Genomic DNA, 24,536 nt, shown 5'->3' on the forward strand with positions numbered 1-24,536 from the left:
TCACTGCCCCAAGGTGGAAGTCGTCTCGTCAGCTGCTCGCTTCAACGCCTCCTCGACCGATACGCCTTGGTACAGGCTCTCCATCGCGTTGACGACGCTCTGACGGGATTGCGGGAACGTCGAGATGAGCGCCCCTTGTGTTGCCGGCGAAGCTTTCGTCTCACTCAATTGATCGACCGTCACTTTCAGTTGCGGATACTCAGCCCACATCTCTTTGACAATCGGTTCGTTATACGCTTCTGGGTTGATGGCGAAGTAACCCGTCTCGACGTGCCACTTGGCCTGTGCTTCTTTTGAGGCCGCGTACTTCATGAACTCCCATGCGCCTTGCTTCGTCTCGTCGGCGATACCGTCACCCATCCAGAGCGAGGCGCCACCGATGATGACACCTTCCCGCTCGGCTTCGTTCGGGACCGGCAAGTATGACGCCCCGACCTCGAAGTCAGCGTTGTCCGCGACGGTGCGAATGCCGGCTGACGAGTCGAGATACATCGCGACTTTCCCTGATTGGAAGGCGGCACGCATATCGTCCCAGTTTTGGCCGACGTTCATAAACGTCTTCTCGTCGTACATGTCTTTGATCAAATTGAAGGCGTTCTGTCCTTCTTCTCCGTCAAATACCGCTTTTGTCGGCGCTCCGCTGCGCCCGTTATCGTTGTCGACATATAACCCGCCTTGCGCGGCGACGAGCTGTTCGAAGAACCAGCCGTAGTTGAGCATCGTGAAGCCGGTCTGCCCGTCGGTCGTGAGCGCCTTCGCCGCTTGCTTCAATTCGTCGTATGTCCGCGGCGCCTTCTCTGGGTCGAGTCCCGCTTTTTCAAACGCGTCCTTGTTGTAGATCAGTACCGGTGTCGACGAGTTGAACGGCATCGAGTACTGCTTGCCGTCGACTTGGTAATAACTCAAGATGTTCTCTTCCCAGACATTCGTGTCGAAGTCCTCTTTGTCGATGAACTCTTGGACCGGCGTGATTTTGTTCGTGTCGATCATATATTTCGTTCCGACCTCGAACGTCTGCATGATGGCCGGCGCGTCCGGTGACCCTGCGACGGCGTTGAACTTCGTGAGCGCTTCTTCATACGTACCTTGGAACACCGGTTTTACTTCATACTCCTCCTGCGACTCGTTGAAGGCGTCGACTTGGTTGTTGAGCGCGGTCTCTAAGTCCCCGCTCATCGCGTGCCAAAATACGACTTCCGTCTTCCCGTCCTCCGTCGCCGAAGCGGCCGGCTCCGCCTCCTCGCTACCACATGCCCCGAGCAACAATACCGAACTGGCCAACCCTGCGAATAATGCTTTCTTTTTCATCCTATATTCCCCCTTTTATTTAATCGCGCCTTGCGTCAAACCTTCTTGCAACTGTTTTTGTCCGGCGAATAACAGCATCAGCGTCGGGATGATGATCATGATGACCGCCGCCATGACGACACCCCAATCCGAGGCGACCTCATTTGACTGCATCTGTTTAATCCCGATCTGTACCGTGCGCGCCTGCTCCGTGTTCGTGACGAGGAGCGGCCATAAGTACATGTTCCACGTCGTCAAAAAACTGTAGACCGACAACGTGACGAGCGGCGTCTTCGAGACCGGTAAGACGATATTCCAAAAGAAACGGAAGCGGCTGACCCCGGCGATTTGTGACGCCTCATACATCTCGTGCGGGATTGTCTTGAACTGTTGCCGAAGCAGGAACGTCCCGAACGCAAGCGCGAAGAACGGGACCGACAGCCCCCATACCGAGTTCAACCACCCGAGTGACTGGATCGTCAAGAAGTTCGGCACCATCGTCGCTTCCCACGGCACCATCATCGTCGCGAGGAAAAGCATGAAGATAATCCCTTTCCCCTTGAAGTCGATGAAGACGAATGCGAACGCGGCAAGGCTTGACAAGGCGACTTGTCCGACCATGACGAGGAGTGCGACGACGAGGCTGTTCCACAAGTACGTCAACAGCGGCAGGCGCTCGAACGCGGCGACATAGTTGTCGAACGTCACGTCGCGCGGGATGAGGTTCCCTTTCAGCACTTCACTTCCGTCCATCAAACTGATCGAGAACGCATAGGCGATCGGGAACAGCATGATGAGCGTACTCAAGACGAGGAGCGTATACGTGACTGCTTTCCGAAGCGTCATTGGTAATGCACCTTCCTTTCGACGAGCTTGAACTGGAGCCACGTCAAGAGCAGCACCGTGACGAACAAGAGCACCGCCTGGGCGCTCGCCCCACCGACGTTATAGTTGATGAACGCGTCCTTGTAGATGGCGTAGACGATGACGTTCGTCGAATTCGTCGGACCGCCTTTCGTCAGTAGATCAATCTGTCCGAACGTTTGGAAGGCGTTGATGAGCGAAATGATACCGACGAAGAAGAGCGTCGGTGACAGCATCGGAATCGTGATTGACCGAAGCTGCGTCCCGTAACTCGTCCCAGCGATGTCCGCGCTCTCGTACAGCGTCCGGTCGATATTTTGCAGTCCCCCGAGAATGATCAAAAATGTGAAACCGATGTTCATCCAGACGGTCGCGAGCGATACGGACAGGAGTGCATACTGCGGGTCAAGTAGCCACTGTACCCCACTCGCCCCGACCGCTTCTAAGAAACGGTTGAAGATGCCGATCGACGGATTGTACATAAACATCCAAATGACCGATGATGCCGCGACGCTCATCCCCATCGTCGCCGAGAACGCCGTCCGGAAGAAACCGATACCGCGTAGTTTCTCATTAGCGAGCAGCGCTAATCCTAGCGCGATGATGATTGTGAGCGGAACGGTCAATAGAACGAAGCCGACCGTCGCTTGGATGCTTTGCCAAAACGAGGCGCTCGTGAACAGTTTCGCGTAGTGCTCACCCCCGACGAAGCTGAGCGGCGTCCCTTGCGTATCAGTCCGGAAAAAGCTCAAGTAGATCGTCCGGAACAACGGATAGACGAGGAAGATGCCAAACAGCGCAATCGAGGGCGATAAATACAAGACCCCGGCCGCTGCGTCCGAGAGGTGTGCCCGGACTCTCTGTTTCGGCAACGCGACCGTCATTGGAACACCTCCAGCGCCTCGAACAGTTTCGGTTGGCGCGGCTCGATGCGATCGCCGGCTGTATCAAACAGCGATATTTGTTTCGGATCGACGTAGCAAGCGATCTTCTCCCCGATTGAGAGCGGCCACTGTCCAGGCCATTTGGCGAGCCATTCGGTCCCACCCATATCGAACGCAAGAATCGTTTCGGTGCCGAGCACTTCGATGTTCTTCAGTTCGGCATAAAACGTCACCGTCTCCCCGGCCGGTGTGATTTGTTCCGGCCGAATACCGAGCGTTGCCACATCGTGTTTCGTCACCGTATTCGGATGGAACAGACGTCCATCCGCGGCAATCCAGCCTTTCTCCGCCCGTTTTACCTCGGTCAAGTTCATCGGAGGCGAGCCGATGAACGAGGCGACGAACGTATTCGCCGGTTTGTTGTACAGATCGAGCGGCTTGCCGACTTGTTGGACTTCCCCGTCGTTCAATAACATCATCCGATCGGCCATCGTCATCGCCTCGACTTGGTCGTGCGTCACGTAAATCATCGTCAAGTTCAGCTTGCGTTGCAGTTGGCGGATCTCCGAACGCATCTTGGCCCGGAGCTTGGCGTCAAGGTTCGAGAGCGGCTCGTCCATGAGGCAGATTGGCGCCTCGGTGACGATAGCCCGGGCCAGTGCGACCCGTTGCCGCTGACCACCTGATAATTGGCGGGGCTTACGCTTCAAATAGTCGGTCAGACCGAGTGTCTCGGCCGCCGCATCGCACCGTTCGCGCTGCTCGAGCTTCGTGAGCCCTTTCGTATGTAGTCCGAACGTAATATTTTTCTCGACCGTCATATGCGGATAGAGCGCATAGTTTTGGAATACCATCGACAGTTGCCGCTCGCTTGGCTTCAGCTCGTTCGCAGCGACGCCGTCAATCCGGAGCGTTCCGCTCGTGATCGACTCGAGACCGGCGATCATCCGGAGCATCGTGCTCTTGCCGCAACCCGACGGTCCGACGAGCGCGAAAAATTCGCCCGGCTCAATCGTGACATCGATGCCGCGGATGACCTCGGTGTCCCCGTATGATTTTTTGAGGTCTTGCAGTTGGATCGACTTCATGCCATTTCCTCCTTCGTCGCGTGTGACGCCCATAGCCGCTCGTCCCCTGTCGAGACGGCGAACGCCCCATGTGACAATGCTTGGTGAACTTCGATCGGTTTGCGGATCATCCCGCCCGTCACGATTGGGAGTGAGACGCTACCGGCGACATGTTCGATTACGCTCGGGATGAGACCGGGCATGAGTTCGAGTGCGTCCGGCTGTTGATTGTTCGCCATCTTGATGCCTGATGTGACGGCGTCCGAATCGACGAGGAACAGGCGTTGCACCGTCATCAGGCCAGCCCGTTTGGCGTGTTGGATGACGGACGCTTTCGTCGTAACGATACCGTCGGCGCCGACCCGTTTCGCCAAATAATCGATGCCTTCCCGGTCGAGACTAATGCCGTTGATTCGTTCCGCGTGCAGGAACACGGTCCGGTTCTCCCGCTTTAAATGGGTTACATAACGGTCGAGCGTGCTGAGCGTGCCCATCATAAGGAACGTCGTCGTGACGTCCGATTGCAGGAACTTCTCGAACTGTTTTGGCGACTTGATCGATGCGATCATCTTCTCTCGTCCAATCGTGCGAATTGTTGGATTCACTTGAATCATCCTCTCTTAAGAAAAAAGGACCAACAGAAACATGACGTCACGGACGTATGGGCTTCTGTTGGTCTCTCGAATGTTCTACCGAATGCTATTCACTTTGGATTGAGGGGTCTCACAAGTCATATCGTACCGAACGATTGTAAAGTGTCCGTGAACGCTCTGCAAAATTTCATTAAGGAAACGTAAAAAAACCGATTCACGGGGAATCGGTCAATGTTTGTCGCGCCTTCGCCAAGATGTCCGCTTTGACGTCGTCGTCACGCCCTTGCCAGTTGCGGACCATCATCTTCATACGTTGGTTGTTCGAGAAGCGTTCCTCGTGCTTGTCGATGAAGTTCCAGTACAGGGCGTTGAACGGACAGGCGTCAGCCTCGGTCGTCTGTTTTGGGTTATATTTGCAGCCTTTGCAATAGTCGCTCATCCGGTCGATGTATTTGCCCGAGGCGATGTACGGCTTCGTCGCAAGACGTCCCCCGTCCGCATGGAGCGCCATCCCGAGCACGTTCGGCAACACGACCCAGTCGTAGGCGTCGATATACATCTCGTTGAACCAGTCGCTCGTCTGTTGCGGCGAGATTTCGAACAGCGTCGCATAGTTACCGAGCACCATCAGCCGCTGGATGTGGTGGTTGTGCGCTCGCTCGACGACCGGCTTCAAGCTCTCGTGCATACAGTTCAGGTCCGTGTCCGCGTCCCAAAACAAGCCAGGTAAGTCACGCTCGTGGTTGAACGTGTTCACGTCTCGATAGTCGGGCATCAACGCCACATAGACGGCGCGCATGTATTCCCGCCAGCCGAGAATTTGGCGGACGAACCCTTCGACTGAAGCAAGGGGCGCGTCGGTCGCGCATGCCGCCTCGATGACTTCGTGCGGGGTCAGCAGTCCGACATTGATCGCCGCCGACAACAGACTGTGCGACATCTCCGGGTTTTCGGTCAACATCGCATCCTGATACGGACCGAACGTCTCGAGCCGCTCGTCGACGAAACGCTTGAGTGCTCGCCTTGCCTCGTCCCGCGTCACCGGCCAAGCGAACGGTTCGATTTGTCCGGGGTGGTCGGAAAACGTCGTCTCGACTTTTCGGATGACGTCTGTCGTGATGGCGTCAGGTCGGAAGTGGATGGCCGGTGGGAACGTGAGCCCGGACTTTGGCGGCTGGCGATTGTCCGCGTCGAACGACCATTTGCCGCCTTTTGCTTTCCCGTCTTCGAGCAACACGTCAAACCGTTTGCGCATATGACGGTAAAACCGGTCCATCCGCCACGGCTCGCTGCCGAGCGTGTCGACAGCCTCTTGCTTCGTTAAATAGAAGAGCGGCACGTCCGTATGTTCGATGAGCTCGTGCTGGTCTCCGAAATGCTTCAGCTTCCGCTCCATCGGCTCATCAGTGACGGCCGTGTAGTGAATCGCCTCGGGGTCGAATCTACTGAAGTGATCGTTCCACGCGTCTTGGAACGAGTCGGCCTCGTGGTAGTCGACGGTGAAGCCGCGATCGCGTAACTCAGCGGCGAAGTGTCGCATCGCCGAGAAGATGAGGACGAGTTTTTGTTTATGATACTTCCGCCACATCGCCCGTGACGTCGCCTCGATCATGACGATGACGTCGTCAGCTTTGACGTGGTCGAGCATCTCAAGGTCGTGTGATAGTTGATTGCCGAAGATCCAAAATGAGCGCACAGATTCATCCCCTCTCAAAATTTACATTGTGCTACACTCAATTTACATCTGCTTCATTTAGAAAGGAATGGTTCGATGCGCCCGAAACGTCTGCAAACATGGATCGACAGCCAATACGAGAACCCGCGCGGTATCGTCGGGACGTACATCGGCGAGAAGATGGTCCGCCAACACCGGGTCGAAGTCGACTGGACGATTGAACAGTTGGCGGTTCAGCCGGGCGACCGCATCCTCGACCTCGGTTGTGGAGCTGGTGACGCGATCGCGCAAATGCTTCGTAGCTTTGATGAGGTGCACGTGACCGGGCTCGACCGTTCCCCGACCATCGTCCGCTCGGCCTCAAAACGAAATCGAGCGGCCTTGCAAGCAGGGCGAGCCGAGGTCGTCGAAGGCGACCTCGAGACACTCCCGTTTCCGGAAGGAAGTTTCAATCACGTCTTCAGCATCCATACGCTCTACTTCTGGGACGACATGTCCAAGGTACTTGCCGAGATTGAACGCGTCTTAACGCCAGGCGGGTCGTTCGTCATCACGTACTGTGACGGGAAAGGCGACGTGACCTGGGACGGGATCACGACGCTCGTCCGGGAACAGTTCATCCCTTCCGCCAAGGCGCTCGGTATGACAGACGTCTCTGACCAGCGCGGACCTGATTCTCGCGATTATCGTACGGTCGCGGTGAGTGGACGCAAAACGCAATCCTAATTGAGCAGCCCCTCTCACAACAACAGCCCCTTTCTTTATTCGGTATAAAGAAAGGGGCTATTCATATATAGATGCAATCGGTCAATAGACAACATCCGCAGAAGCGATGTCGTACCGGATCCGCGTCCCTTCCGTTTCCGCAATCGCCCCTTTTAACGAAGCGACGTCTGTGATTACGGCTTCTCGATTCGAATCGGCTTCAACAAACTGGAGGGCCGCCTCTACTTTAGGCAACATACTGCCGGCCATAAAATGATTCTCCTCGATCAACTGTTCAAGACGAGACGTCGAGACGGTCTCCAATTTCTCTTGGTTCGGTTGATTGAAGTGGATGTAGACGTTAGATACTCCCGTGATGATCATCAAATGCGTTGCTTCAATCGACCGGGCCAGCTGCGCGGCGGCAAAGTCTTTGTCGATAACAGCTTCCACGCCTCGAAGCGTGTATTGCTCACGGACGACAGGGACGCCGCCCCCACCTGCAGCGATGACGAGATGGCCTGCATCAAGCAAGTCTTGAATGACCGGTGCCTCAACGATACGGATCGGCTTCGGACTGGCGACGACTTTTCGATATCCGCGTCCCGCATCCTCGACCATCACATCGCCTTTCATTCGCATCTCGATCGCTTCCTTCTCAGTATAAAACGGGCCAATCGGCTTTGTCGGATGATCGAATGCAGGGTCTGATAAGGCGACTTCCGATTGCGTGATCATCGCGACGACTTGTCGCTCCATGCCTCGACGGGCGAGTTCGTTCTTCAATAGCTGTTGGAACCAATATCCGATCATGCCTTGCGACATCGCTCCGCACGTCCCTAAATCCATCGCCGGCGTCTTCTCCGAATTCGCCATTTGTTGCTGAATCAAAATCGCACCGATTTGGGGGCCGTTCCCATGACTGAGCACGACTTCATGTCCTGCCTCGACCAAGTCGGCGATGTGACGCGCCGTTTCCATGATGGCGTGTCGTTGTGCTTCTGCCGTCCCATCGTCCGTTAAAATCGCATTCCCTCCGAGAGCAATGACAATTCGTTTTTTCATCTGTCTAGTTCCTCCATTTCTTGTTTCAATGCCAAATATATTCCGAGCGCAGTATCCTGTCCTGATGAACTCCCAAACGTGATCAGACGTTCCCATTCAACCTCACAGTTTGAGAACGATTCGGTCAACAGCACTGTAATCAGCCTTTTTAATTCGCTCGTATACTCTCCCCGCAGTGCCGCCTCATAAAAAGCGACAGAACTTCGTGTCGTTCGATATTTAGCTGTCATCACGTAATCGTTCTGCCATTTCATCGGCCGTCCCAATACCTCACATACGGCCATATAGCCAATTAAGACGTCATCGCCGCTCGGCGTCAGTCCTTTGCCGTAGCCGATCAGACGTTTCCCTTCTGCTTGACCGATGTTCGTCAAATATTCGTACAACGGTTCTCGTCTCTCTTCATAGGCGTAACTCCAGTCGTGACCGAGTTCGCGTAATCGTGCCTCCATCTGCCTGAGGTTTAAGGCCAGTTCATAGCGCTTTGGCTCGATACGTTCCATGTTCATTTTCAACACCTGGTCTGGATAGATCGTTATCCCGCTCGGTACGTGGTGAATCGTCGCACCGATGCCCGCCAATAGACAATCTCCTACTCTCCACTCCAATCGATCGACCGTCTTCACATGAATTCCAAAAGGCGTATGTCCGTTCTTCGTCGTACCGATGTAAATCAAGTGTCCCCCCATTCGCAGGTTATAACCGTTTCGAAAGACGGCCTCGACTTGTAACGCTTGGGGGAATTCTTGAAGGAGAGAGGCAGCATACGTACTGTACGCCGCCCCGATTTGTCTCATGCGTGTTGCACCAGTCCTAATTTTTCAGCGTATGCTTCGAGCGCCTTCTCGAAGCAGGCCAGTGGAGCACGAACCGTTCCCGCACCGACTTGGCCGATACCTGGCTCCCGGTGTGCGATTCCTGTATTGATGATTGGTGTGATCCCGGTCTCGACGACTTTCCGGATATCAATACCGACGCAGGCACCTTGGAAATCCCATGATGGAATACTCAAGTTCGGGTTATGTCGATCGCAAATTTCGTTCATCTCTTCACTGATCGCGAGCGCTTCGCTCGATCCTGCCCGGCCGAGGAACCGCGTAACACCTGGTGCAGCGACCATCGCCATCCCACCGACGCCATACGTTTCCGCAATCGCACTGTCACCGATGTCCGGGTTCGCATCGTCTTGGCTGTAGCCTGTGAAGAACAAGCCTTCTGGCATGTTGACGGGTGCCGTGAACCATTCGTCCCCCATACCGCTGATTCGAATTCCAAAATCTTTCCCGTTTCGGGTCATAGCCGTCACGATCGTGCCCGCTTCGTGCCGTCGAGCCTCGTCTAGGATTGCTTTTCCGGTCGCCATCATGACGTTTAAAAAGAACTGATCGGTATCGGCCAAGAACTGCAAGACGTCACGTCGTTCCGTTTCATCGATGTCCGCCAACATAAGGTAAGGTGCCAATTCTTTTAGCAACAACACCGAGGCCGCGATATTTCGTTGGTGGAACTCATCCCCCATCGTGATGGCTTTCGAGATGATGACGTTCAAGTTGATCCCATCGCCTGCTTGTTTCAACGTTTGTGAGAGGACCGGCCCCAGGACGTCTTTCATCCAGTGGAGGCGTGCGATGACTTCTGCATCGTTGGCACCAAACCGCATCACTTTTCCGATTCCTTCGTTCATCGTGCAGTACGCTTTCGCACTTCCGTTTCGGTTTTCGACAACGAGGACCGGCATATGTCCAGACGTGATCCCGCCCATCGGTCCGACCGCTTTCACATGATGACACGGGATGAACGTCACGTCTCCGCGCTCGAGCATCGCTTCCGCCTCTTCATAATCGTCGGTCCACTGCTCAAAGATGATCGCCCCTATGGCCGCTCCTTTCATCGGCCCCGTCATGTCTTGGTACGCAATCGGTGGGCCAGCATGGAGAAGTACTTTTTCTTTCAATTCTGGAATGACCGTGTGGGCTGGGACGACGTCCGTCAAAAACGGTTGTCCTCCGATAATCGTTTGAATCACCTTGTCATTTGCTTCTTGAATCATCGCTCCGATACTCATTTTATTTCCTCCTCAAGACATGAGCGCTAACAAGCGCTGAAGATGTGGTTTTCCGCCGGCTGTCGGTTGCCAGTTGTACTGAACGCTGTGACCGCCTTCACTAATTACGGCATCTGCGAACGAACGAAGTCCTAAGTTGACGACTTTAGGTGCGCGCAGCAACTGCTGGATTGCTTCTGACGACTCAATTTTATGTGTGCTCGGTTCTACAGATGGAACTGTTTTCTGTTTGAACTGTGGAACTTCTTTCCCAATCATTCGAAGTGCATATTCGACAGCTGCCACGTTACTCTCGGCGACGAGGATACCAGCTGCTTCAAAGAGTTGCTTTTGGGCACTGTAACGCTGTGGATCCTGTTCGGTACCACAAACGTTGACGATCACCTCTACGTTCGGACGAGTTGCTTGTAGTTCAGTTAACGTCGGGAGCAGTGCACCGGCCATATTCTCATGCGAACCATATCCGAGGACGTTATCCAACAGGAGCACGATTGAATCATCTGTATCACAATAGCGATTGATGAAATCGATTCGTGTCGACGGATCAATCATCGGGTGCGGCTTCCCTTGCGTGTAGACGTCATCCCCTAAATCGATGACGACGTTCCCATCATAGTCAAACGAGAAGCCGTCTCGGTGCTCACGGTCTGCCTCCACGCCGAACGAGAGGCCCATCAAGTCAGCCGTCTCCGCGGCCAACGTTCCGCCTGAGAACAGGCCGATGATTCGTGACGCCCCATTCGAGGTGACATCGGTCCGGTTCCGTTCCTGCGTCGACTTTCCAAGCGCAAGCAATGCCGCTTCTTCCGATGTGTCTGCATAGACGACGTGGTTGACAGGCGCGAGTCCGTGGTCTCCGACGAAGAAGGCCACGACCGGTTTGTTGACTTGTTGAAGCAGCTGCTCAATCTCTTCGCGCACTTCTTTCGCAGGTGGTTTTGAGATGACGACGATCGTGTCCGTTGTCACGTCCTCCGCAAGTGCCCGAATGCCGGCTTTCATCGAGATCCCGCCGATTTCGGTCGACAAGTCACGTCCACCCGTTCCGATTGCATGGGAGACCCCGCCACCGAGACGATCAATCAACGTTGCCACTTCTTGAATTCCTGTCCCTGAGGCTCCGACGATTCCGACACGTCCCTCCCGGACTACGTTGGTGAAGGCGAGCGGAATACCTGCGAGTGATGCGGTACCACAGTCAGGACCCATGACTAGCAGTCCTTTGTCATCGGCGAGCTGTTTCAGTTCACGTTCCACTTCGACAGGGACATTGTCACTAAAGATATGAACGTTCAAGCCTTGGTTCAGTGCTTTTCGTGTCTCGTATTCGACGTATTGTCCAGGAATCGACAACAGCGCCAAGTTCGCTCCCGGCAGTTCTTCGAGCGCCGCTTTCCACGACCGGACTTCTGCCTTATCCGCACCTGCTTGTTTCGTTTGGTTGTTCAGGAAGTCATGGATTGCTTTCAAAAGTGGTTCGGTCTGATCGGTTTCCGCATCGACGACGATACACATGTCTTGTGGCGTCGCCGCCTCTAACTCTTCTGTATAGAATCCTGTACTTTTAAAGATGTCGAGGTTGGCCGGTGTCCCCATCATGATCGAGACTTTATTGATGCCTTCGAGACTCGAGACGTGGTTCGATAACACCATCAACGTGACGGAGTCTTGATACGTGTTTGCTTGAATGATTGTTGTCAACATACGTTTCTCTCCTTATGCTTCCGCCGGTTTGACGGTTTCTTTTGTGAATAACATGGCGATCATTCCGATGACGAGTAAGACGGCTGCCAAGTAAAAGCCGGTTTGCATCGATCCCGATTGATCGACTAAATATCCAGTAAGATAAGGTGCCAGAATCGACGACGTCATCCCGACAAAGTTATAGACACCGAAGACGGTTCCGTACACTTTTTTCGGAGCGTTGTTCGCCACGAACGAGAGCAGGACCGGGTCAAGCGCTAACTTTCCAGTCAATCCATACAGGATGAGCGCAGCGAAGAGCAGTGGCGTGCTTTCAACGAAGACGACCGCCAAGATGGAGGCGATGGACAATGGGACGAGAACGAATACGAGTGGTTTTTTCTTGCCCATCTTGTCTGACAGATAACCGATCAATAGTGCCCCCGGAATAGACGCCCATGGGACGAGTGACGAGATGAAGCCGACATCACTGCCTTGGAAGCCACGCTCTACTTGTAAGTATTGCGGGAGCCAAGTGAGAATCATGAAGAATCCATAAAGTGAGCAGAACACCATGACAAATGTCGCGAGCAAGTTACGGTTTTTGAACAGGCTCATGATTGAGAAATCTGATTTTTCGACCGTGTTCGCGACACGTTCTGGTCGCTTCTCTTTGACGACGTACCAAATCAAAATCCCTGTTAAAATCGTCGGGATTGTCATGAAGTAAAATGGCGTTCGCCAACTCATGCCGAGCTCGAGTGTCAAATAACTCGATGAGATATAGCCGAGTGAGATACCGAGCGCCATACCACTGTTGATGATGGCAGTCCCAATCGTTAGAAACTGCTTCGGAATCGCCTCAGACGACAATGCGTATTGAGGACCGTAATACGTTCCTTCTCCGAGTCCTGTGATCGCTCGGGCGATCATGAATAAGAGAAATGTCGAAGCCAGTCCGGTGATCCCGGTGAATAGTCCGAACAAAATAAATCCAGGAACTAAAATTCGTTTGCGTCCAAACTTATCACCAAGTGAGCCCGAAGGAATTTGGGCGATGGCATAAGTGAGGAAGAATACACTGTTGACCAATCCGAGCTGGGCGTTGTTCAACCCGAACTCTTGGGCCAGGTTCGGCATGACCGGGTTCAAAATTGTTCGGTCGGCGTACATAAACATCCAACCTAAGAAAAATACCGCGATGACTTTCCACCAATACGGGATTCGTTCCTTCTTCGCTTCAAACGAAGGTTGAGACACTGGGGATGTACTCATGGGGTTACTTCCTTTCTGTATTTTGGTATCGCTTACAACCCCACTTTACGTGTCAGCCCATAAGAAACGCATAAACAGAACGGGTCTTGCCGTAACAATTCCATAAAAAAAGCACCCTAAGGCGCTTAAGAGAGTAACGCGTATCCGATACCGGGATACGTTTTTAGTTGATCGGCAGCCTCTAGAGCCCCGGCTGCTTTAAATTTCTTTCGGATGCGTCCAATCGTGACACGCAAATACTCGACTTCCCCGCCATATTCCGGTCCCCAAACAGCTTGAAGTAGCTCACGATGTTGGACTACTTGATCTAAATGCTTTACGAGTTCTGACAGGAGCGAGAACTCATTTTGGGTCAATTTGACTTCTTGCCCTTGATGAAACACTCGGTTGCGCAGACGATCGATTTCCAAGCCTTTTATCTCGACCGTATTCTCTAGCGCCTCACTCACCTTCGTTCGTCTCAATACGGCTTTCACCCGGGCGAACAGCTCGTCAAGCGCAAATGGTTTTGTTAAATAATCATCCGCTCCTAAATTTAGTCCATCCACCTTATCTTTTGCCTGACTCCGAGCAGTCAACAAAATGACCGGAACGTCCGAGACTGTCCGGAGACGGCGTAACACTTCAAATCCGTCCATATTAGGCATCATAATATCGAGCAGTACTAAATCGACTTGACGGCGATCGACATCCTCCAAAAAAGAGGAACCGCCTGGATACTCATAGACCGAGTAGCCGAGCGACGATAAATTGGCCGCCACGAATCGTGCAATTTTCTTCTCATCCTCTACAATCGCAATCGTCTGCATGCATCAATCTTCTCCTTTCGGTAGTTCAAGAAAGAATCGAGTCCCCCGCCCGAGTTCACTCTCAGCCCAAATCTTTCCGCCATGGGCTTCAATGATGCCTTGGCATATCGCCAATCCGAGCCCGGTTCCTCCTTTTCGCCGTGTCGACTTCATTTCGACTTGATAAAACCGGTCGAAAATCCGTTCCAAATGATCATGGCGAATGCCAATCCCTTGATCTTCAATGACGAGCGTCCAATCCGTATCTGATTCATAAGATTGGATGTGAATGGTTGGCGGGCCGTCACTATAACGAACCGAATTGGTCAACAAGTTGACGAGCACTTGACGGAATCGATGAAAATCGACTTCGACGACGGGCGGACCTTGCCAGTCATAAGTCGTATGCGCATCAATTTGTAGCTCATGAATGATTCTTTCCACGTAAGGCTTCAAGAGGACCGCCTCAATCTCGACCGGAAAGTTGCCCGATTCAAGCTTCGTGATGTCGAGCCAATCATCGATCAGCTGACGAATCCGTTGAGAATCTTCTTGAATCCCTTGCAGCAATTCATGACGGAAAGGCGCTTCCCACGTCACGTCTTTTCGCATCAGTGTCTCGACACTGCCACGGATGTTTGTGAGCGGTGTTTTGAACTCGTGTGAGGCGAGCGAGATCAGATTATCTTTTAACTGGTCAATCTCGACTTCACGCGTCACATTTCGGACGATATACCCTTGTCCGATCGAGTTAGCTGCATCGACTACAGAGAACGGCTGAATTTGAAAGATCTGCTCGTCCACTAATAACCGCAGAGGTTCTCTCTCCATCCTGTACTCGTCCATGAGCTTTTCCCAGTCTTCAGCCCGGCTCGATGCGTGGAGGTCGAAATAGACTTCCATAAAACGATTCACATATTCAATCTCACCGTCTTCATTCAATACGATGACACCTTCTGACATGCTGCTTAACGTCGCATGCCACAACGCATTTTGTTTCGTCGTTTCATCCACGAGGAGCTTATTGTCCAACAACATGGAGAAAGCATCCGCTAGCGTATGCAGAAAAATATCCTCCCGTTTCGAAATCGTCTGATTCATCGTTAATCCAACGAGTAACATCCCGCTGGCTTGCCCGCCATAGTAGAGCGCATTGACTTGGAAGCGATAGGCGTCTTGTTGCGTTTCGATGAATTCATATAAGCTTTCTTGGGATAAAATCGCGTCTTTTGATATGACCTGGTTCGGTAACGATACAAATAACGGATAAGGCAAGATTGATGATACCTCGCACAACGTACTCTGCACGAGCGCAATCGTGTCTGGCGCATGACGAAACGATGTCATAAATTGATTGAGTGCCTGTAACTCAAGATTGTTTTGTTCGAGTTCATGCGTCCGCAACTTAACTTTTTCTTCAAGCGCGTCGTTCAACTGCCTCAAGTTTTCTTGTCCGGACCGGACATCGTCTGCCATCACGGCAAACTGTCTGGCCAATCCAATGATCTCTTTTGGGGCATGAATTGATTTTAAATGAGCGACTACATCCGGCGCCTCGCCACGCTCGACCATCAACTCGGTCTGATTGACAAAATCGGCGAGCGATTGATTCAGTTTTCGGGAGAGGACCAATCCGAGCACGAGCATGATTGCCGCGACGATTAAAAACAGGATCGTATTTGGTAGTAACGTGTTGACTGTTGAAGCTAAAATACTGCCGACCGGACGCGCGATCCAAACCGTCCACTCATACTTCGGGACTTCCGCATAAGTAGCGAGCTGTGATTCTTTCTTTTCTTCATCATAAACACGCCATACATTTCCCCACAGTAATGCACCCGCCTCATTCGGGTTCGTTGAAATCGTTTTCACTTCAGTCGATGGGTATTCGTCCGGATGAAACACGACTTGATTCCGATCATCGACGACGACCGGATATTGCTGTTCGTTAAAATTGTTAGCAATGAGCGTTTCGCCAATCCCGTCCAAATTGAGTGCACCTAGCACATAACCTTCCATGTCCTCCCGTTCATTGAAAATCGGTGTCGCAATCACAATCAGTGGTTTTCGACTTCCGCCTCTTCCTTGAAACACATGTGACACGTAAGTCGTTTTACTCGATTGAATGCGTTCAAAGTAAAAGCGACTGCTAAAATCCAATCCGATATTCGAGACACCGTCCTCATTGTTCATCGGCGAAAATGAGGTCGTCTCCCCTTCCGAATCAGCAATATAGAGATTTTCGAAGCGTGGATTGTGTCGTTTAATATTGTCGAGCATCGCTTGCTCCCATTCTCCCGATCGAGCAGTCGCACGAGATAAACGGATATTGACCGCAGCCGTTTGAATGACTTGACGGCTTTGTTCAATATAATCGAACACAATCGATTGCATCTGTTTCGTCGCAACTTCTTGTTGAGTAAATTCATCTTTCACGTTTTGGACCGTGTCCGCCAAATAAATCACAAGTGAGAATAGGCCCGAAACGAGTATAAGTAATATGAAATCAAACAAAAGTCTTCCTCGAAATGTCTCTCGCATCACCCGAATCCGGTGTAGCATTTCCTATCACCACCTATAAAAAAAGAGTAGCACGGTTTATGCTTTTTTTAGATATTCCATCGGGTTTTTTATGTTTTTGTTATGGCGATGTCGTGACAAAAAGGTTGACCATAAATGGCCAACCCGGTTGTCTTATCCCCGACTCCTCCGTGTCACAGCGATCCCACCGAAACCGCTGATGATCGCGATATAGAATCCTAAATCATAAAACCAACCGGTGTTGTTCACTTCATAGACGCGATACGCGTCATTGAACAACCCTAAAATCAGTGACACCGGTGCGATCCAGCCGTGCCAGACACCCCAAAAGAAGCCGGCCGGGTCCGTCGTATAGGAGCCGTCACCCGGCACGCATCCGCCGAGGACGACAACCAACCCGAGCATGATGGCCAATAAACCGATTCGTTTCATATAAATCCCTCCTCGTATTCCTATTCCCCGTTTCCATAAAAAAAGCACTGACCGAAGTCAGCGCCAAAGTTGGACCGTGTTGGCGAACTCTATATCGGTCGCGATCTCACCGTCGAGGGCGTGCAAGTCGAAATCCTCCCCGTCGAGCCACGTCTGAAAATCAAAGATGACCGGGTCGCGGTCGCCGCCGAGGGCGAACCACGTCTCGAGCGTCTCCGGGAAATAGGCGGCCGTATGGATCGTCCCGGCCCAACTTTTATACAGCTCCGAAAAGACACCTTTATCCGAGTCGTTCATGAGCCGGAACGCGCTCTCGGCGTCTTGGACGATATGTTGATACATCTTGATCTCCATCATCCGCCGCGTCGAGTCGTCGAGATGGTAACGGTTCTCGTGCTGCAACAGCTCGAAGTGGTTCGTGCAAATGTTCGATTCGCGGACACGGATGTCGCGCGGGGTCGCTTCGATGACACGTGTATTTGACGACTTGTCATGGACGACATACGTGAACGAGCCACGGTGCGGAATGTCTTTCAACAGATCGACCGCTTCTTCGACCGTCGCGCACGTCTCGAGGATCATCCGTCCGATCATCTGGCAGACGAAACCGTCCCCGGGACGGCGGCGGTTGATGAAGTTGTAGCCCATGGCGAGGCCGCGTTCGTTCATCCCGTCCATCCGCCCGGTGACGCGCGAGACGGGTCCGATGACGGCGTAGCCCTCGTCCGGTTGGAACACGTTGTAGCGCCCATCATATGTCATCGGATGATAGTCGTAGTTGCGGACGAGGAAGTTGTCCCCTGTCAAAATCGAGCAGCCGCTGATCGGGTTATTGACCCGGAAATGACCGAAATGAAGGAGCGTATCGCCGAGCGTCAGTTCGAGCTCATCCTGCAGGCCGAGCAGTTCTTCCCAAATCCTCGGGGCGAACCGGTCGAACGCTTGTTTCGCCTCGCGCTCATCAATCTCAAACCGGGGGACGCGCAGCTTCCACTGATCGGTCCGGTTCTCGAGCAGCTTGCTGCGCTTGATATATTCACCTTGAAAGCGGCCAAAGTCATAATGACTGCCGCGGAATTGTGTAAGTTCGCTTGAGACACGTTGCATGAAAAAACCTCCCTTGCGCCCATTATAGCGGACGCGCGGGAGGGATGTCTGACTTGAAGCTGTTCATAGTTTAAACTGGCGGCTCATCTGTTGCATATCTTCCGCGGTGAGCGACAAGTCTTTGACGAGACGGTTCATCGTCTCGCTCGTCGCCGACATCTGTTCGGTCGAGGCGGCCACTTCCTCGTTACCGGCCGTGCTCTCTTCAGAGATCGAGGCAATGTCTGAAAGACCGCGCTTGATGTCTTCTTGGTTCGTCTTGACGCGACCGAGCTGTCCTTGCATCGACCCGGTCAGCCGCTGCATCTCACGGACACTCGCCTCGATCTCGTTAAACGCTTGCTTCGTCGCTTCGAGCGTCCGTCTGCCGTCTTCGGCGGCGTGCATGCTGTCAGTGAACGTCTCGCCGAGCGCGATCGAGTTCCGTTTGACGCTGCCGACGATCTCTGAGATCTCACTGACCGACTGGGCGACGCTGTTCGACAGACCGCGAATCTCGGAGGCGACGACGGCGAACCCTTTCCCGTGCTCCCCTGCACGGGCCGCCTCGATGGCCGCGTTCAAGGCGAGTAAGTTCGTCTGTTGCGAAATCTGCCGGATAATCGTGACGAGCGCCGTCACTTCGTCCGCCTGTTGCTCAAAGTCTTTCACTTGGCCTTGCGACTCATTTACTTGCGCATGGATGTTCGTCATCTTCCCGACCGCGTCTTCCATGAGTTGCAGCCCTTCTGCTGTCGCCCGACTGACGACTTCCGCTTGCGTGCTCACGCCGTGCCCGTCCGTCGCCGTTTGTTCGACAAGTTCCGAAAACTCGTTCATATGTCCGTACAGCTTCATCGTGAGCACACTCTGATTCTCGACCCCCCCAGCGATTTCTTCCATTGTGAACGCAATCTGTCGCGATGCGTCGTTCACTTCTTCCGAGATGCTCGCGACGTTGCCACTCTCATCCCGGACCGTCTGTGCTGACGTCTGTAGGTTTGAGATCAATCCTTTCAACATCTTCGTCATTTGGTCCATCGACGCGGTGAGACGCTTGATCTCATCGTTGGCGTGCAATTGAATGTTATCCATCTCAATCGACGCCGTTGCCAAGTCCCCGTCAGCGATATGCGTCGCGACGCGTTCAAGGTCACGGAGCGGCCGCAATTTCCAACCGAGGTAACGCCAGATGATGACCGAGGCGAGACCGAGCAAGATGACGAGACCGATGAGTACCGGGGGCAGACTTTCACGTAATACGTCAGTCGTGACCGCCGCAACATCGTCTGCGCTTTTATCGATGCCGATGACACCAATGACTTCATCCCCTTGCTTGATGGGGACGAGCACCGTCATATAGGTCCCAAACTCCGGGTCTTCGACAATCGGCGTCGTGCCGGTCCCGCCTTCAAACGCCGGCTGTGCGTCTTCGAGCGAAGTTGCAGACACCGGTTCCCCAATCTCGGACGCGTCTGTCCCACTCATTCCATCTACAATAATTTGTAGCTCCTCACCGTCCAATGCGAGCGTGTAGACGTACATCGCCCCGATTTGCGTGCGGTACGTATCGAGTTGTTCCCGAAACTGCTCGAATTGTTCATTCTTTTCCGGATTTTGTAAAAACGCCGCATACGCGTCCGCATCTATCGCCTCACTGATTCGAGCGGCGTCTTCTAGCAAGACGGCCTGCATCGAACTGAGCACCGTATTTTTCGTACTCACGTATTGAGTGACCCCGAATATGACGATGAGTAGCGTCACAAAGGCGAGCATCACCGCGAGAATCCGATTCTGTAGTGACTGTGGTTTATTTTGTTTCATAAATTCCCCTCCTAGTTCCTTATTGGTTATATCGGAGGAAACTAAAAAAGAGTAAACAAAAAACGGATGATTTTCGACAAAATCATCCGTTTTTTTATTTATTTGTCGAATTAACGGCTTCGAGCGGCATCGAGACTTCCGCCTCACCTTCTTCTCCGATTTGGAACAATGGGAGTGTCGTCGGCACGAACAATTCTGGGTTCATGTCGGCTTGATAGACGTATGTCCGCACGTCACCTTCCCGCTCGGCGACAAGTTCACCGAACGGGATCGGTACGCGCGTGCCATCGACTTCGTAGCTGATCACCGTCGTCGGGTCGAGCCGGCGATCTTCGAGCATCCGAATCGTGAACAGCATCGTCGAGCTGTTCGTCCGCTCAAGCGACACGGCGATCGACTCAGACTGTCCGGCCCGCTTGTCGATCATCGAATCGCCCGCCGTCTGTTCGAAGACGACGTTCTCTTCTGTCGCTTCTTTCGTCTGCATCTGTTGGCATCCGACGATTGTCGCTAATCCAAGCATCAAGGCAATCACTAATACACGCATCTCGTTTCCCCTCACTTCAAGGCGAAAGTCAGTTCTGCAACACACGCCACTTCTCCGTCGACCGTCGCTACGGCACGTCCTTTACCGATCGGACCACGCACCTTCAAGATCTCGACCTCGAGGCGCAACTGGTCGCCCGGGACGACTTGACGTTTGAAGCGACAGTTGTCGATGCCGGCGAAGAACGCGAGCTTACCTCGGTTCGACTCTTGTTTGAGCATCGCGAACGCACCGACTTGGGCCAGTGCTTCGACGATCAAAACGCCCGGCATGACGTTATAGTCTGGGAAATGTCCGTTGAAGAATTCTTCGTTCGCCGTCACATTTTTTAAACCGACGGCCCGTTCGCCTTCTTCGACCTCGAGAATCCGGTCGATGAGCAAGAACGGGTACCGATGCGGGATCACTTCTTTAATCTGTTCAATCGTGTACATGGTTCCACCACCCTTATGATGTTAGCCAGAAATCGGTGATATGGCGCCACGTGTCGATGTCGAACACGTCTCTCCACTCGCCTCCGCCAATCACGCTGTACCCGATAATGGCACCGATCGCGAGCATCGCGGCGGCCAAGATCAAGACAACGATGATGCGTAACAAGATCGGGAAACGGCGGTTGTTCGACAAGCGCTTTCGCTCCGTCCGCTCTTTAGGCTCTTTTTCTTCCGAGCCCTTCTGTTCTTCGTTCGTCACGTCCATTCATCCTTTCAGCTGATCTGATTATAACATATTAGTACCAGGTATTAAAATCGTTTCATAAGTTCTTTATAAGTGTAACGTATCTAGAAATGTCGAACAAGCGCCCCGTCCTATAGCATTCAGGCCTTCAGCAAAAAAACGTCACTCACCCGCCATATATATGCTACCGTTAGAGTATTCATTTTTTAGGAGGTATCATACTCATGTGGAAAGAATTCAAAGACTTTGCCATCAAAGGCAATATTATCGATCTTGCTGTCGCCTTCATCCTCGGGGCCGCCTTCACGGCGATCGTCACGTCGCTCGTTAACGATATTTTCATGCCGTTCCTCGGTATCCTCATTGGCGGCATCGATTTCTCGACGCTCGCCGTCACCGTGCTCGGCGTAAGCGTTACATACGGCAACTTCTTGCAAGAGATCGTCAAGTTTTTCCTGATCGCCTTCGCCTTATTCATGATGGTCAAAGGGATCAATCGCCTAAAGCGCGAGCAAGCGATCGAAGAGACGCCAGAGCCAGAGTTGTCGCGCGAAGAACAGCTGCTCTCCGAGATTCGCGATCTGCTTAAAAACCGTCCGCTATGAGTCATTCGTCTGAACCGTCACGGTTTAGACGTTTTTTCAATTAGTCGAAACACACGACTGACCGCGTTCGTCAAGAGCGGTGCCGCTTCCAACATCGCCGTCTCAAGCGGCATGACCCGGGAAATGATCGGGAAAATGGCTTCAATCCCGACTTCCGGGAGTACCGTCATGTCGGTCTGGCCGGTGAAGACGAGTGTCGGGACGCCATGTTCGTGCGCAAAACGAGCCAAACCATACGGGGCTTTCCCATGAAGCGATTGTTCATCGAAGCGACCTTCTCCTGTGATCAGCCAATCGGCCCCATGCAGTTGCTCGTCAAACGATGACCAACGCATCACTTCCTCGATGCCATTCACGTACGTCGCCCCGAGTTGGTACATCGCAAAACCGATGCCACCAGCAGCTCCCGCCCCGGCGACCGTCGTATCGGCGCGATCGAAACAAGCAGCGTAAGCGCTCATCAAGTCGTCATAGCGGGCGATGTCACTTGGTGCCAGACCTTTTTGTGGACCGAACACGGCCGCCGCGCCCGCATGTCCGAGGAGCGGGTTCGTCACGTCCGAGGCGATTCGCCACGTGACGTGCTTCGCCTCCGGCATCAGACCGGACCAGTCGACGCGCTTCACGCGCTCGAGTCCGTGTGGGAACGGTCCGAGCACTCGTCCGGACTCATCGAGGAAACGGACGCCTAGCGCTTCGAGCACGCCCTTGCCACCATCGACGGTCGCACTGCCGCCGAGACCGATCGTGATGCGCCCCGCTCCGCGTTCGATCGCTTGTCTGAGTTGCATCCCCGTCCCGTAAGAACTGTACCGCCACGGGTCGAACCGATCGACGAGCGTCAATCCGGACGCTTCCGCCACTTCGACGACCGCTTCTCGTGTTGCTTCATGCCATCCGTAGCGCGCCTGACGGACCCGTCCGTCGAGCGCAGTCACTTCCTGTTCGACCGCATTTGCTTCCGGATGTGTCGCCAGCCAGGCGTCGAGAAACCCTTCGCCCCCGTCCGATACGGGGATCTCTACGACGTCATGTCCCGCAAGCGCCCGTCGCACCGCCCGATTCGCTTCCTGACTCGTCAGCGAGCCTTTGAATGAATCCATCGCCACAACAATTCTCATACCGTTCCCTCCTTCACTTCATTATAAAATAAAAACCGCTCCTCCGAAGAGAAGCGGTCAATGTTATGGGCGAAGTGACGTCACGAGCCCCATCATCTGGTCGCTCATCGACAGCGCCCGGGAGTTCATCTGGTAGGCACGCTGTGTGATCGTCATATCGGTCATCTCTTTCATCAAGTCGACGTTCGATGATTCGAGCGTCCCTTCTAATAAGAGATTCCCGACTGGACGGTCGACTTCGATATCGAGATCAGCCGAATAGACGTTGTTCCCAAGCGGACGAAGTTCCGACGTGTTGCGCACCTCGACGATGTCGAGGCGCCCGAACTCTTCTTCGACGCCGTTCACGCTGGCGACGAGGACCCCGTCTTGACGGACGCGATGATTCGTCGCTTCGTTCGGCGTGACGATACGGTTGCCATCTGCACCGAGAAGTGCGTTGCCGTTCACGTCAGAAAGTGTCGTCCCGTCATTGCCGACCGAGAGCTGCATGTTGCCGCTCCGGGTCACACCAATCCCGTCTTCCGTCTCGACGACGAAAAACTGACGGCTTGCCTGCAAGAAGACGTCAAGACCTCGGTCCGTCTTCTTGATTTGGCCGATGTTGAACTGTTGGGAGATGTCACCGACATGACCGCCGACACCGATGCGGATCCCGTTCGGTGTATCGCGGCCGACTTCAAGTTCGGCCCGAGGTTGATTGTCATACGCTTGCGAAAGGAGCGAGGCGAAGTGACCTTGCTGGCGTTTAAAGCCGACCGTGTCGACGTTCGCGATGTTGTGGCCGGTCACATCGAGCTGGCGTTGAAGCTGGGCTAGTGACGAGACCGAGTTATAAATGGACTGCATGGGTTTCCTCCTTATCGAATCCGAGCGATTTCGATGGCCCGCTCGGCACTCTTGTCATACGCCTGGACGACTTTTTGGTTTGCCTCGAACTGACGGTACGTCACCATGAGGTCAGCCATCGTCCGGTCGAGGTCAACGTTTGCTTCTTCGATATAGCCTTGTTGGAACTGGACGTTCACAGCGGGATTTGCTCCCCCGTTGACGCGATAGTCGTTCCCGACTTGTTCGAGCGTGGCCAAATCATCGATTTGAACCGCCCCGAGCGTCGCTACGTCCTGACCGAGCGAAGTGATTTGACCGTCGCCTGACAATTCGAAGTCACTAGACGGCAACTGGATGCGTTCACCCGTATCCGACAAGATGTACCCACCATCCGCCGAGCGGAGGAACCGCTCATCGTCGACCGAAAAGCGGCCGTTCGTCGTATAGAGCGCCTCCCCGTTCTGTTCGACCGCGAACATGGCGGCGCCTGTAAAGTCAGCCGGAACTTTCAAATATACGTCGGTCGGGCTATCCGTCGCCGTGACGCTGCCAGCAGAGAAGCGTGGCATCGTTTCCTGCAAATACACGCCGGTCGAGAGCGTGCCGACCTCGCCTTGGACGTGCGAACGGTCGTTACCAGGATGGCTCACCTCGGCGAGTAATAGTTCAGGGAACGACCGGACGACACCGTTTGATGCTTTGAAGCCCGGAGTCCGAACGTTTCCAAGGTTGTTGCTCAATATCTCTTGTTGCCGCTGAAGCGCGTTCATCGCACCCGCCGCCGTATAAAGTCCACGTAACATGTTCGTCTTCCCTTCATCCTTAAAGTTTCTACTCTTTATATCGTACCAAAGGAAGGAATCATTCACCCTTTTTCGAAAAAATGCATAAAAAACTCCTTAGTCGTCAATACGAGACAA

General features: G+C 53.4%; 24 protein-coding genes. 2 read left to right on the forward strand and 22 right to left on the reverse strand.

Going from position 1 to position 24,536, the window contains the following annotated elements; all coding sequences use genetic code 11:
* The 6 genes from EVJ24_RS01805 to EVJ24_RS01830 all read right to left on the reverse strand — a co-directional run bounded on the left by EVJ24_RS01805 (position 1) and on the right by EVJ24_RS01830 (position 6,391).
* Positions 1 to 1,308, reverse strand: a complete 1,308-nt coding sequence (locus tag EVJ24_RS01805; protein WP_131439107.1) for an ABC transporter substrate-binding protein — start codon at positions 1,306 to 1,308, stop codon at positions 1 to 3.
* Positions 1,309 to 1,323: 15 nt separating this feature from the next.
* Positions 1,324 to 2,133 (reverse strand): carbohydrate ABC transporter permease, encoded by an 810-nt coding sequence (locus EVJ24_RS01810; RefSeq protein WP_131439109.1) that lies wholly within the window; start codon positions 2,131 to 2,133, stop codon positions 1,324 to 1,326.
* The gene (locus EVJ24_RS01815) at positions 2,130 to 3,035 is read right to left on the reverse strand and encodes a carbohydrate ABC transporter permease (protein WP_131439111.1); all 906 of its coding nucleotides are present in this window, start codon (positions 3,033 to 3,035) and stop codon (positions 2,130 to 2,132) included. The genes EVJ24_RS01810 and EVJ24_RS01815 overlap by 4 nt, the downstream gene beginning before the upstream one ends.
* The gene (locus tag EVJ24_RS01820) at positions 3,032 to 4,123 is read right to left on the reverse strand and encodes an ABC transporter ATP-binding protein (RefSeq protein WP_131439113.1); all 1,092 of its coding nucleotides are present in this window, start codon (positions 4,121 to 4,123) and stop codon (positions 3,032 to 3,034) included. The genes EVJ24_RS01815 and EVJ24_RS01820 overlap by 4 nt, the downstream gene beginning before the upstream one ends.
* The gene (locus EVJ24_RS01825; RefSeq protein WP_236637516.1) at positions 4,120 to 4,707 is read right to left on the reverse strand and encodes a glycerol-3-phosphate responsive antiterminator; all 588 of its coding nucleotides are present in this window, start codon (positions 4,705 to 4,707) and stop codon (positions 4,120 to 4,122) included. The genes EVJ24_RS01820 and EVJ24_RS01825 overlap by 4 nt, the downstream gene beginning before the upstream one ends.
* A gap of 202 nt (positions 4,708 to 4,909) precedes the next feature.
* A complete protein-coding gene (locus EVJ24_RS01830) occupies positions 4,910 to 6,391 on the reverse strand; it encodes a cryptochrome/photolyase family protein (protein ID WP_131439117.1) in 1,482 nt (493 codons plus the stop codon).
* Between the two features lie 75 nt (positions 6,392 to 6,466).
* Here EVJ24_RS01830 and EVJ24_RS01835 point away from each other — a divergent pair, with 75 nt between their 5' ends.
* A complete protein-coding gene (locus EVJ24_RS01835; protein ID WP_131439119.1) occupies positions 6,467 to 7,096 on the forward strand; it encodes a class I SAM-dependent methyltransferase in 630 nt (209 codons plus the stop codon).
* An 81-nt stretch (positions 7,097 to 7,177) separates the two neighbouring features.
* Here EVJ24_RS01835 and arcC read toward each other — a convergent pair whose 3' ends face one another.
* From arcC to EVJ24_RS01895, 13 genes are all read right to left on the reverse strand, one after another.
* A complete protein-coding gene (arcC, locus tag EVJ24_RS01840) occupies positions 7,178 to 8,140 on the reverse strand; it encodes a carbamate kinase (RefSeq protein WP_131439122.1) in 963 nt (320 codons plus the stop codon).
* Positions 8,137 to 8,937 carry a DUF2877 domain-containing protein gene (locus tag EVJ24_RS01845; RefSeq protein ID WP_071398328.1) on the reverse strand — a complete coding sequence of 267 codons (801 nt, stop codon included), beginning with the start codon at positions 8,935 to 8,937 and terminating at the stop codon, positions 8,137 to 8,139. Before EVJ24_RS01845 ends, arcC begins: the two co-directional genes overlap by 4 nt.
* Positions 8,934 to 10,205 carry a DUF1116 domain-containing protein gene (locus EVJ24_RS15410; RefSeq protein WP_071398329.1) on the reverse strand — a complete coding sequence of 424 codons (1,272 nt, stop codon included), beginning with the start codon at positions 10,203 to 10,205 and terminating at the stop codon, positions 8,934 to 8,936. The genes EVJ24_RS01845 and EVJ24_RS15410 overlap by 4 nt, the downstream gene beginning before the upstream one ends.
* 12 nt (positions 10,206 to 10,217) lie before the next feature.
* The gene (gene fdrA, locus EVJ24_RS15415) at positions 10,218 to 11,909 is read right to left on the reverse strand and encodes an acyl-CoA synthetase FdrA (protein WP_201740333.1); all 1,692 of its coding nucleotides are present in this window, start codon (positions 11,907 to 11,909) and stop codon (positions 10,218 to 10,220) included.
* A gap of 12 nt (positions 11,910 to 11,921) precedes the next feature.
* Complete coding sequence (locus EVJ24_RS01855) at positions 11,922 to 13,163, reverse strand: MFS transporter (protein WP_051121426.1); 1,242 nt, start codon at positions 13,161 to 13,163, stop codon at positions 11,922 to 11,924.
* A 125-nt stretch (positions 13,164 to 13,288) separates the two neighbouring features.
* The gene (locus tag EVJ24_RS01860; RefSeq protein WP_131439124.1) at positions 13,289 to 13,972 is read right to left on the reverse strand and encodes a response regulator transcription factor; all 684 of its coding nucleotides are present in this window, start codon (positions 13,970 to 13,972) and stop codon (positions 13,289 to 13,291) included.
* A 3-nt stretch (positions 13,973 to 13,975) separates the two neighbouring features.
* Positions 13,976 to 16,465 (reverse strand): sensor histidine kinase, encoded by a 2,490-nt coding sequence (locus EVJ24_RS01865; protein ID WP_161568722.1) that lies wholly within the window; start codon positions 16,463 to 16,465, stop codon positions 13,976 to 13,978.
* Between the two features lie 180 nt (positions 16,466 to 16,645).
* A complete protein-coding gene (locus tag EVJ24_RS01870) occupies positions 16,646 to 16,924 on the reverse strand; it encodes a hypothetical protein (protein WP_131439128.1) in 279 nt (92 codons plus the stop codon).
* A gap of 57 nt (positions 16,925 to 16,981) precedes the next feature.
* Positions 16,982 to 18,031: a C45 family autoproteolytic acyltransferase/hydolase gene (locus EVJ24_RS01875; protein ID WP_131439130.1), complete on the reverse strand. Its 1,050-nt coding sequence runs from the start codon at positions 18,029 to 18,031 to the stop codon at positions 16,982 to 16,984.
* A 63-nt stretch (positions 18,032 to 18,094) separates the two neighbouring features.
* Entirely contained in the window at positions 18,095 to 19,834 is a 1,740-nt protein-coding gene (locus tag EVJ24_RS01880; RefSeq protein WP_201740334.1) for a methyl-accepting chemotaxis protein, read from the reverse strand.
* Between the two features lie 94 nt (positions 19,835 to 19,928).
* Positions 19,929 to 20,381: a hypothetical protein gene (locus tag EVJ24_RS01885; protein WP_131439132.1), complete on the reverse strand. Its 453-nt coding sequence runs from the start codon at positions 20,379 to 20,381 to the stop codon at positions 19,929 to 19,931.
* Between the two features lie 11 nt (positions 20,382 to 20,392).
* Positions 20,393 to 20,815, reverse strand: a complete 423-nt coding sequence (gene fabZ / locus EVJ24_RS01890; protein WP_070328162.1) for a 3-hydroxyacyl-ACP dehydratase FabZ — start codon at positions 20,813 to 20,815, stop codon at positions 20,393 to 20,395.
* 13 nt (positions 20,816 to 20,828) lie between these two features.
* Positions 20,829 to 21,080, reverse strand: coding sequence for a DNA-directed RNA polymerase subunit beta (locus EVJ24_RS01895; protein WP_131439134.1), 252 nt, complete (start codon positions 21,078 to 21,080; stop codon positions 20,829 to 20,831).
* Between the two features lie 203 nt (positions 21,081 to 21,283).
* On the opposite strand from EVJ24_RS01895, the gene mscL reads away from it, so the two are divergent.
* A complete protein-coding gene (gene mscL / locus EVJ24_RS01900; RefSeq protein ID WP_131439136.1) occupies positions 21,284 to 21,664 on the forward strand; it encodes a large-conductance mechanosensitive channel protein MscL in 381 nt (126 codons plus the stop codon).
* Positions 21,665 to 21,681: 17 nt separating this feature from the next.
* On the opposite strand, the gene EVJ24_RS01905 is transcribed toward mscL, so the two are convergent.
* From EVJ24_RS01905 to EVJ24_RS01915, 3 genes are all read right to left on the reverse strand, one after another.
* Positions 21,682 to 22,785: a glycerate kinase gene (locus EVJ24_RS01905; protein ID WP_236637517.1), complete on the reverse strand. Its 1,104-nt coding sequence runs from the start codon at positions 22,783 to 22,785 to the stop codon at positions 21,682 to 21,684.
* A gap of 63 nt (positions 22,786 to 22,848) precedes the next feature.
* A complete protein-coding gene (locus tag EVJ24_RS01910) occupies positions 22,849 to 23,634 on the reverse strand; it encodes a flagellar hook-basal body protein (protein ID WP_070328166.1) in 786 nt (261 codons plus the stop codon).
* An 11-nt stretch (positions 23,635 to 23,645) separates the two neighbouring features.
* Positions 23,646 to 24,419, reverse strand: coding sequence for a flagellar hook-basal body protein (locus EVJ24_RS01915; RefSeq protein ID WP_236637519.1), 774 nt, complete (start codon positions 24,417 to 24,419; stop codon positions 23,646 to 23,648).
* Positions 24,420 to 24,536: the final 117 nt, after the last annotated feature.

It is taken from the genome of Exiguobacterium sp. SH1S21 (assembly GCF_004337175.1).
GTDB lineage: Bacteria > Bacillota > Bacilli > Exiguobacteriales > Exiguobacteriaceae > Exiguobacterium > Exiguobacterium aurantiacum_A.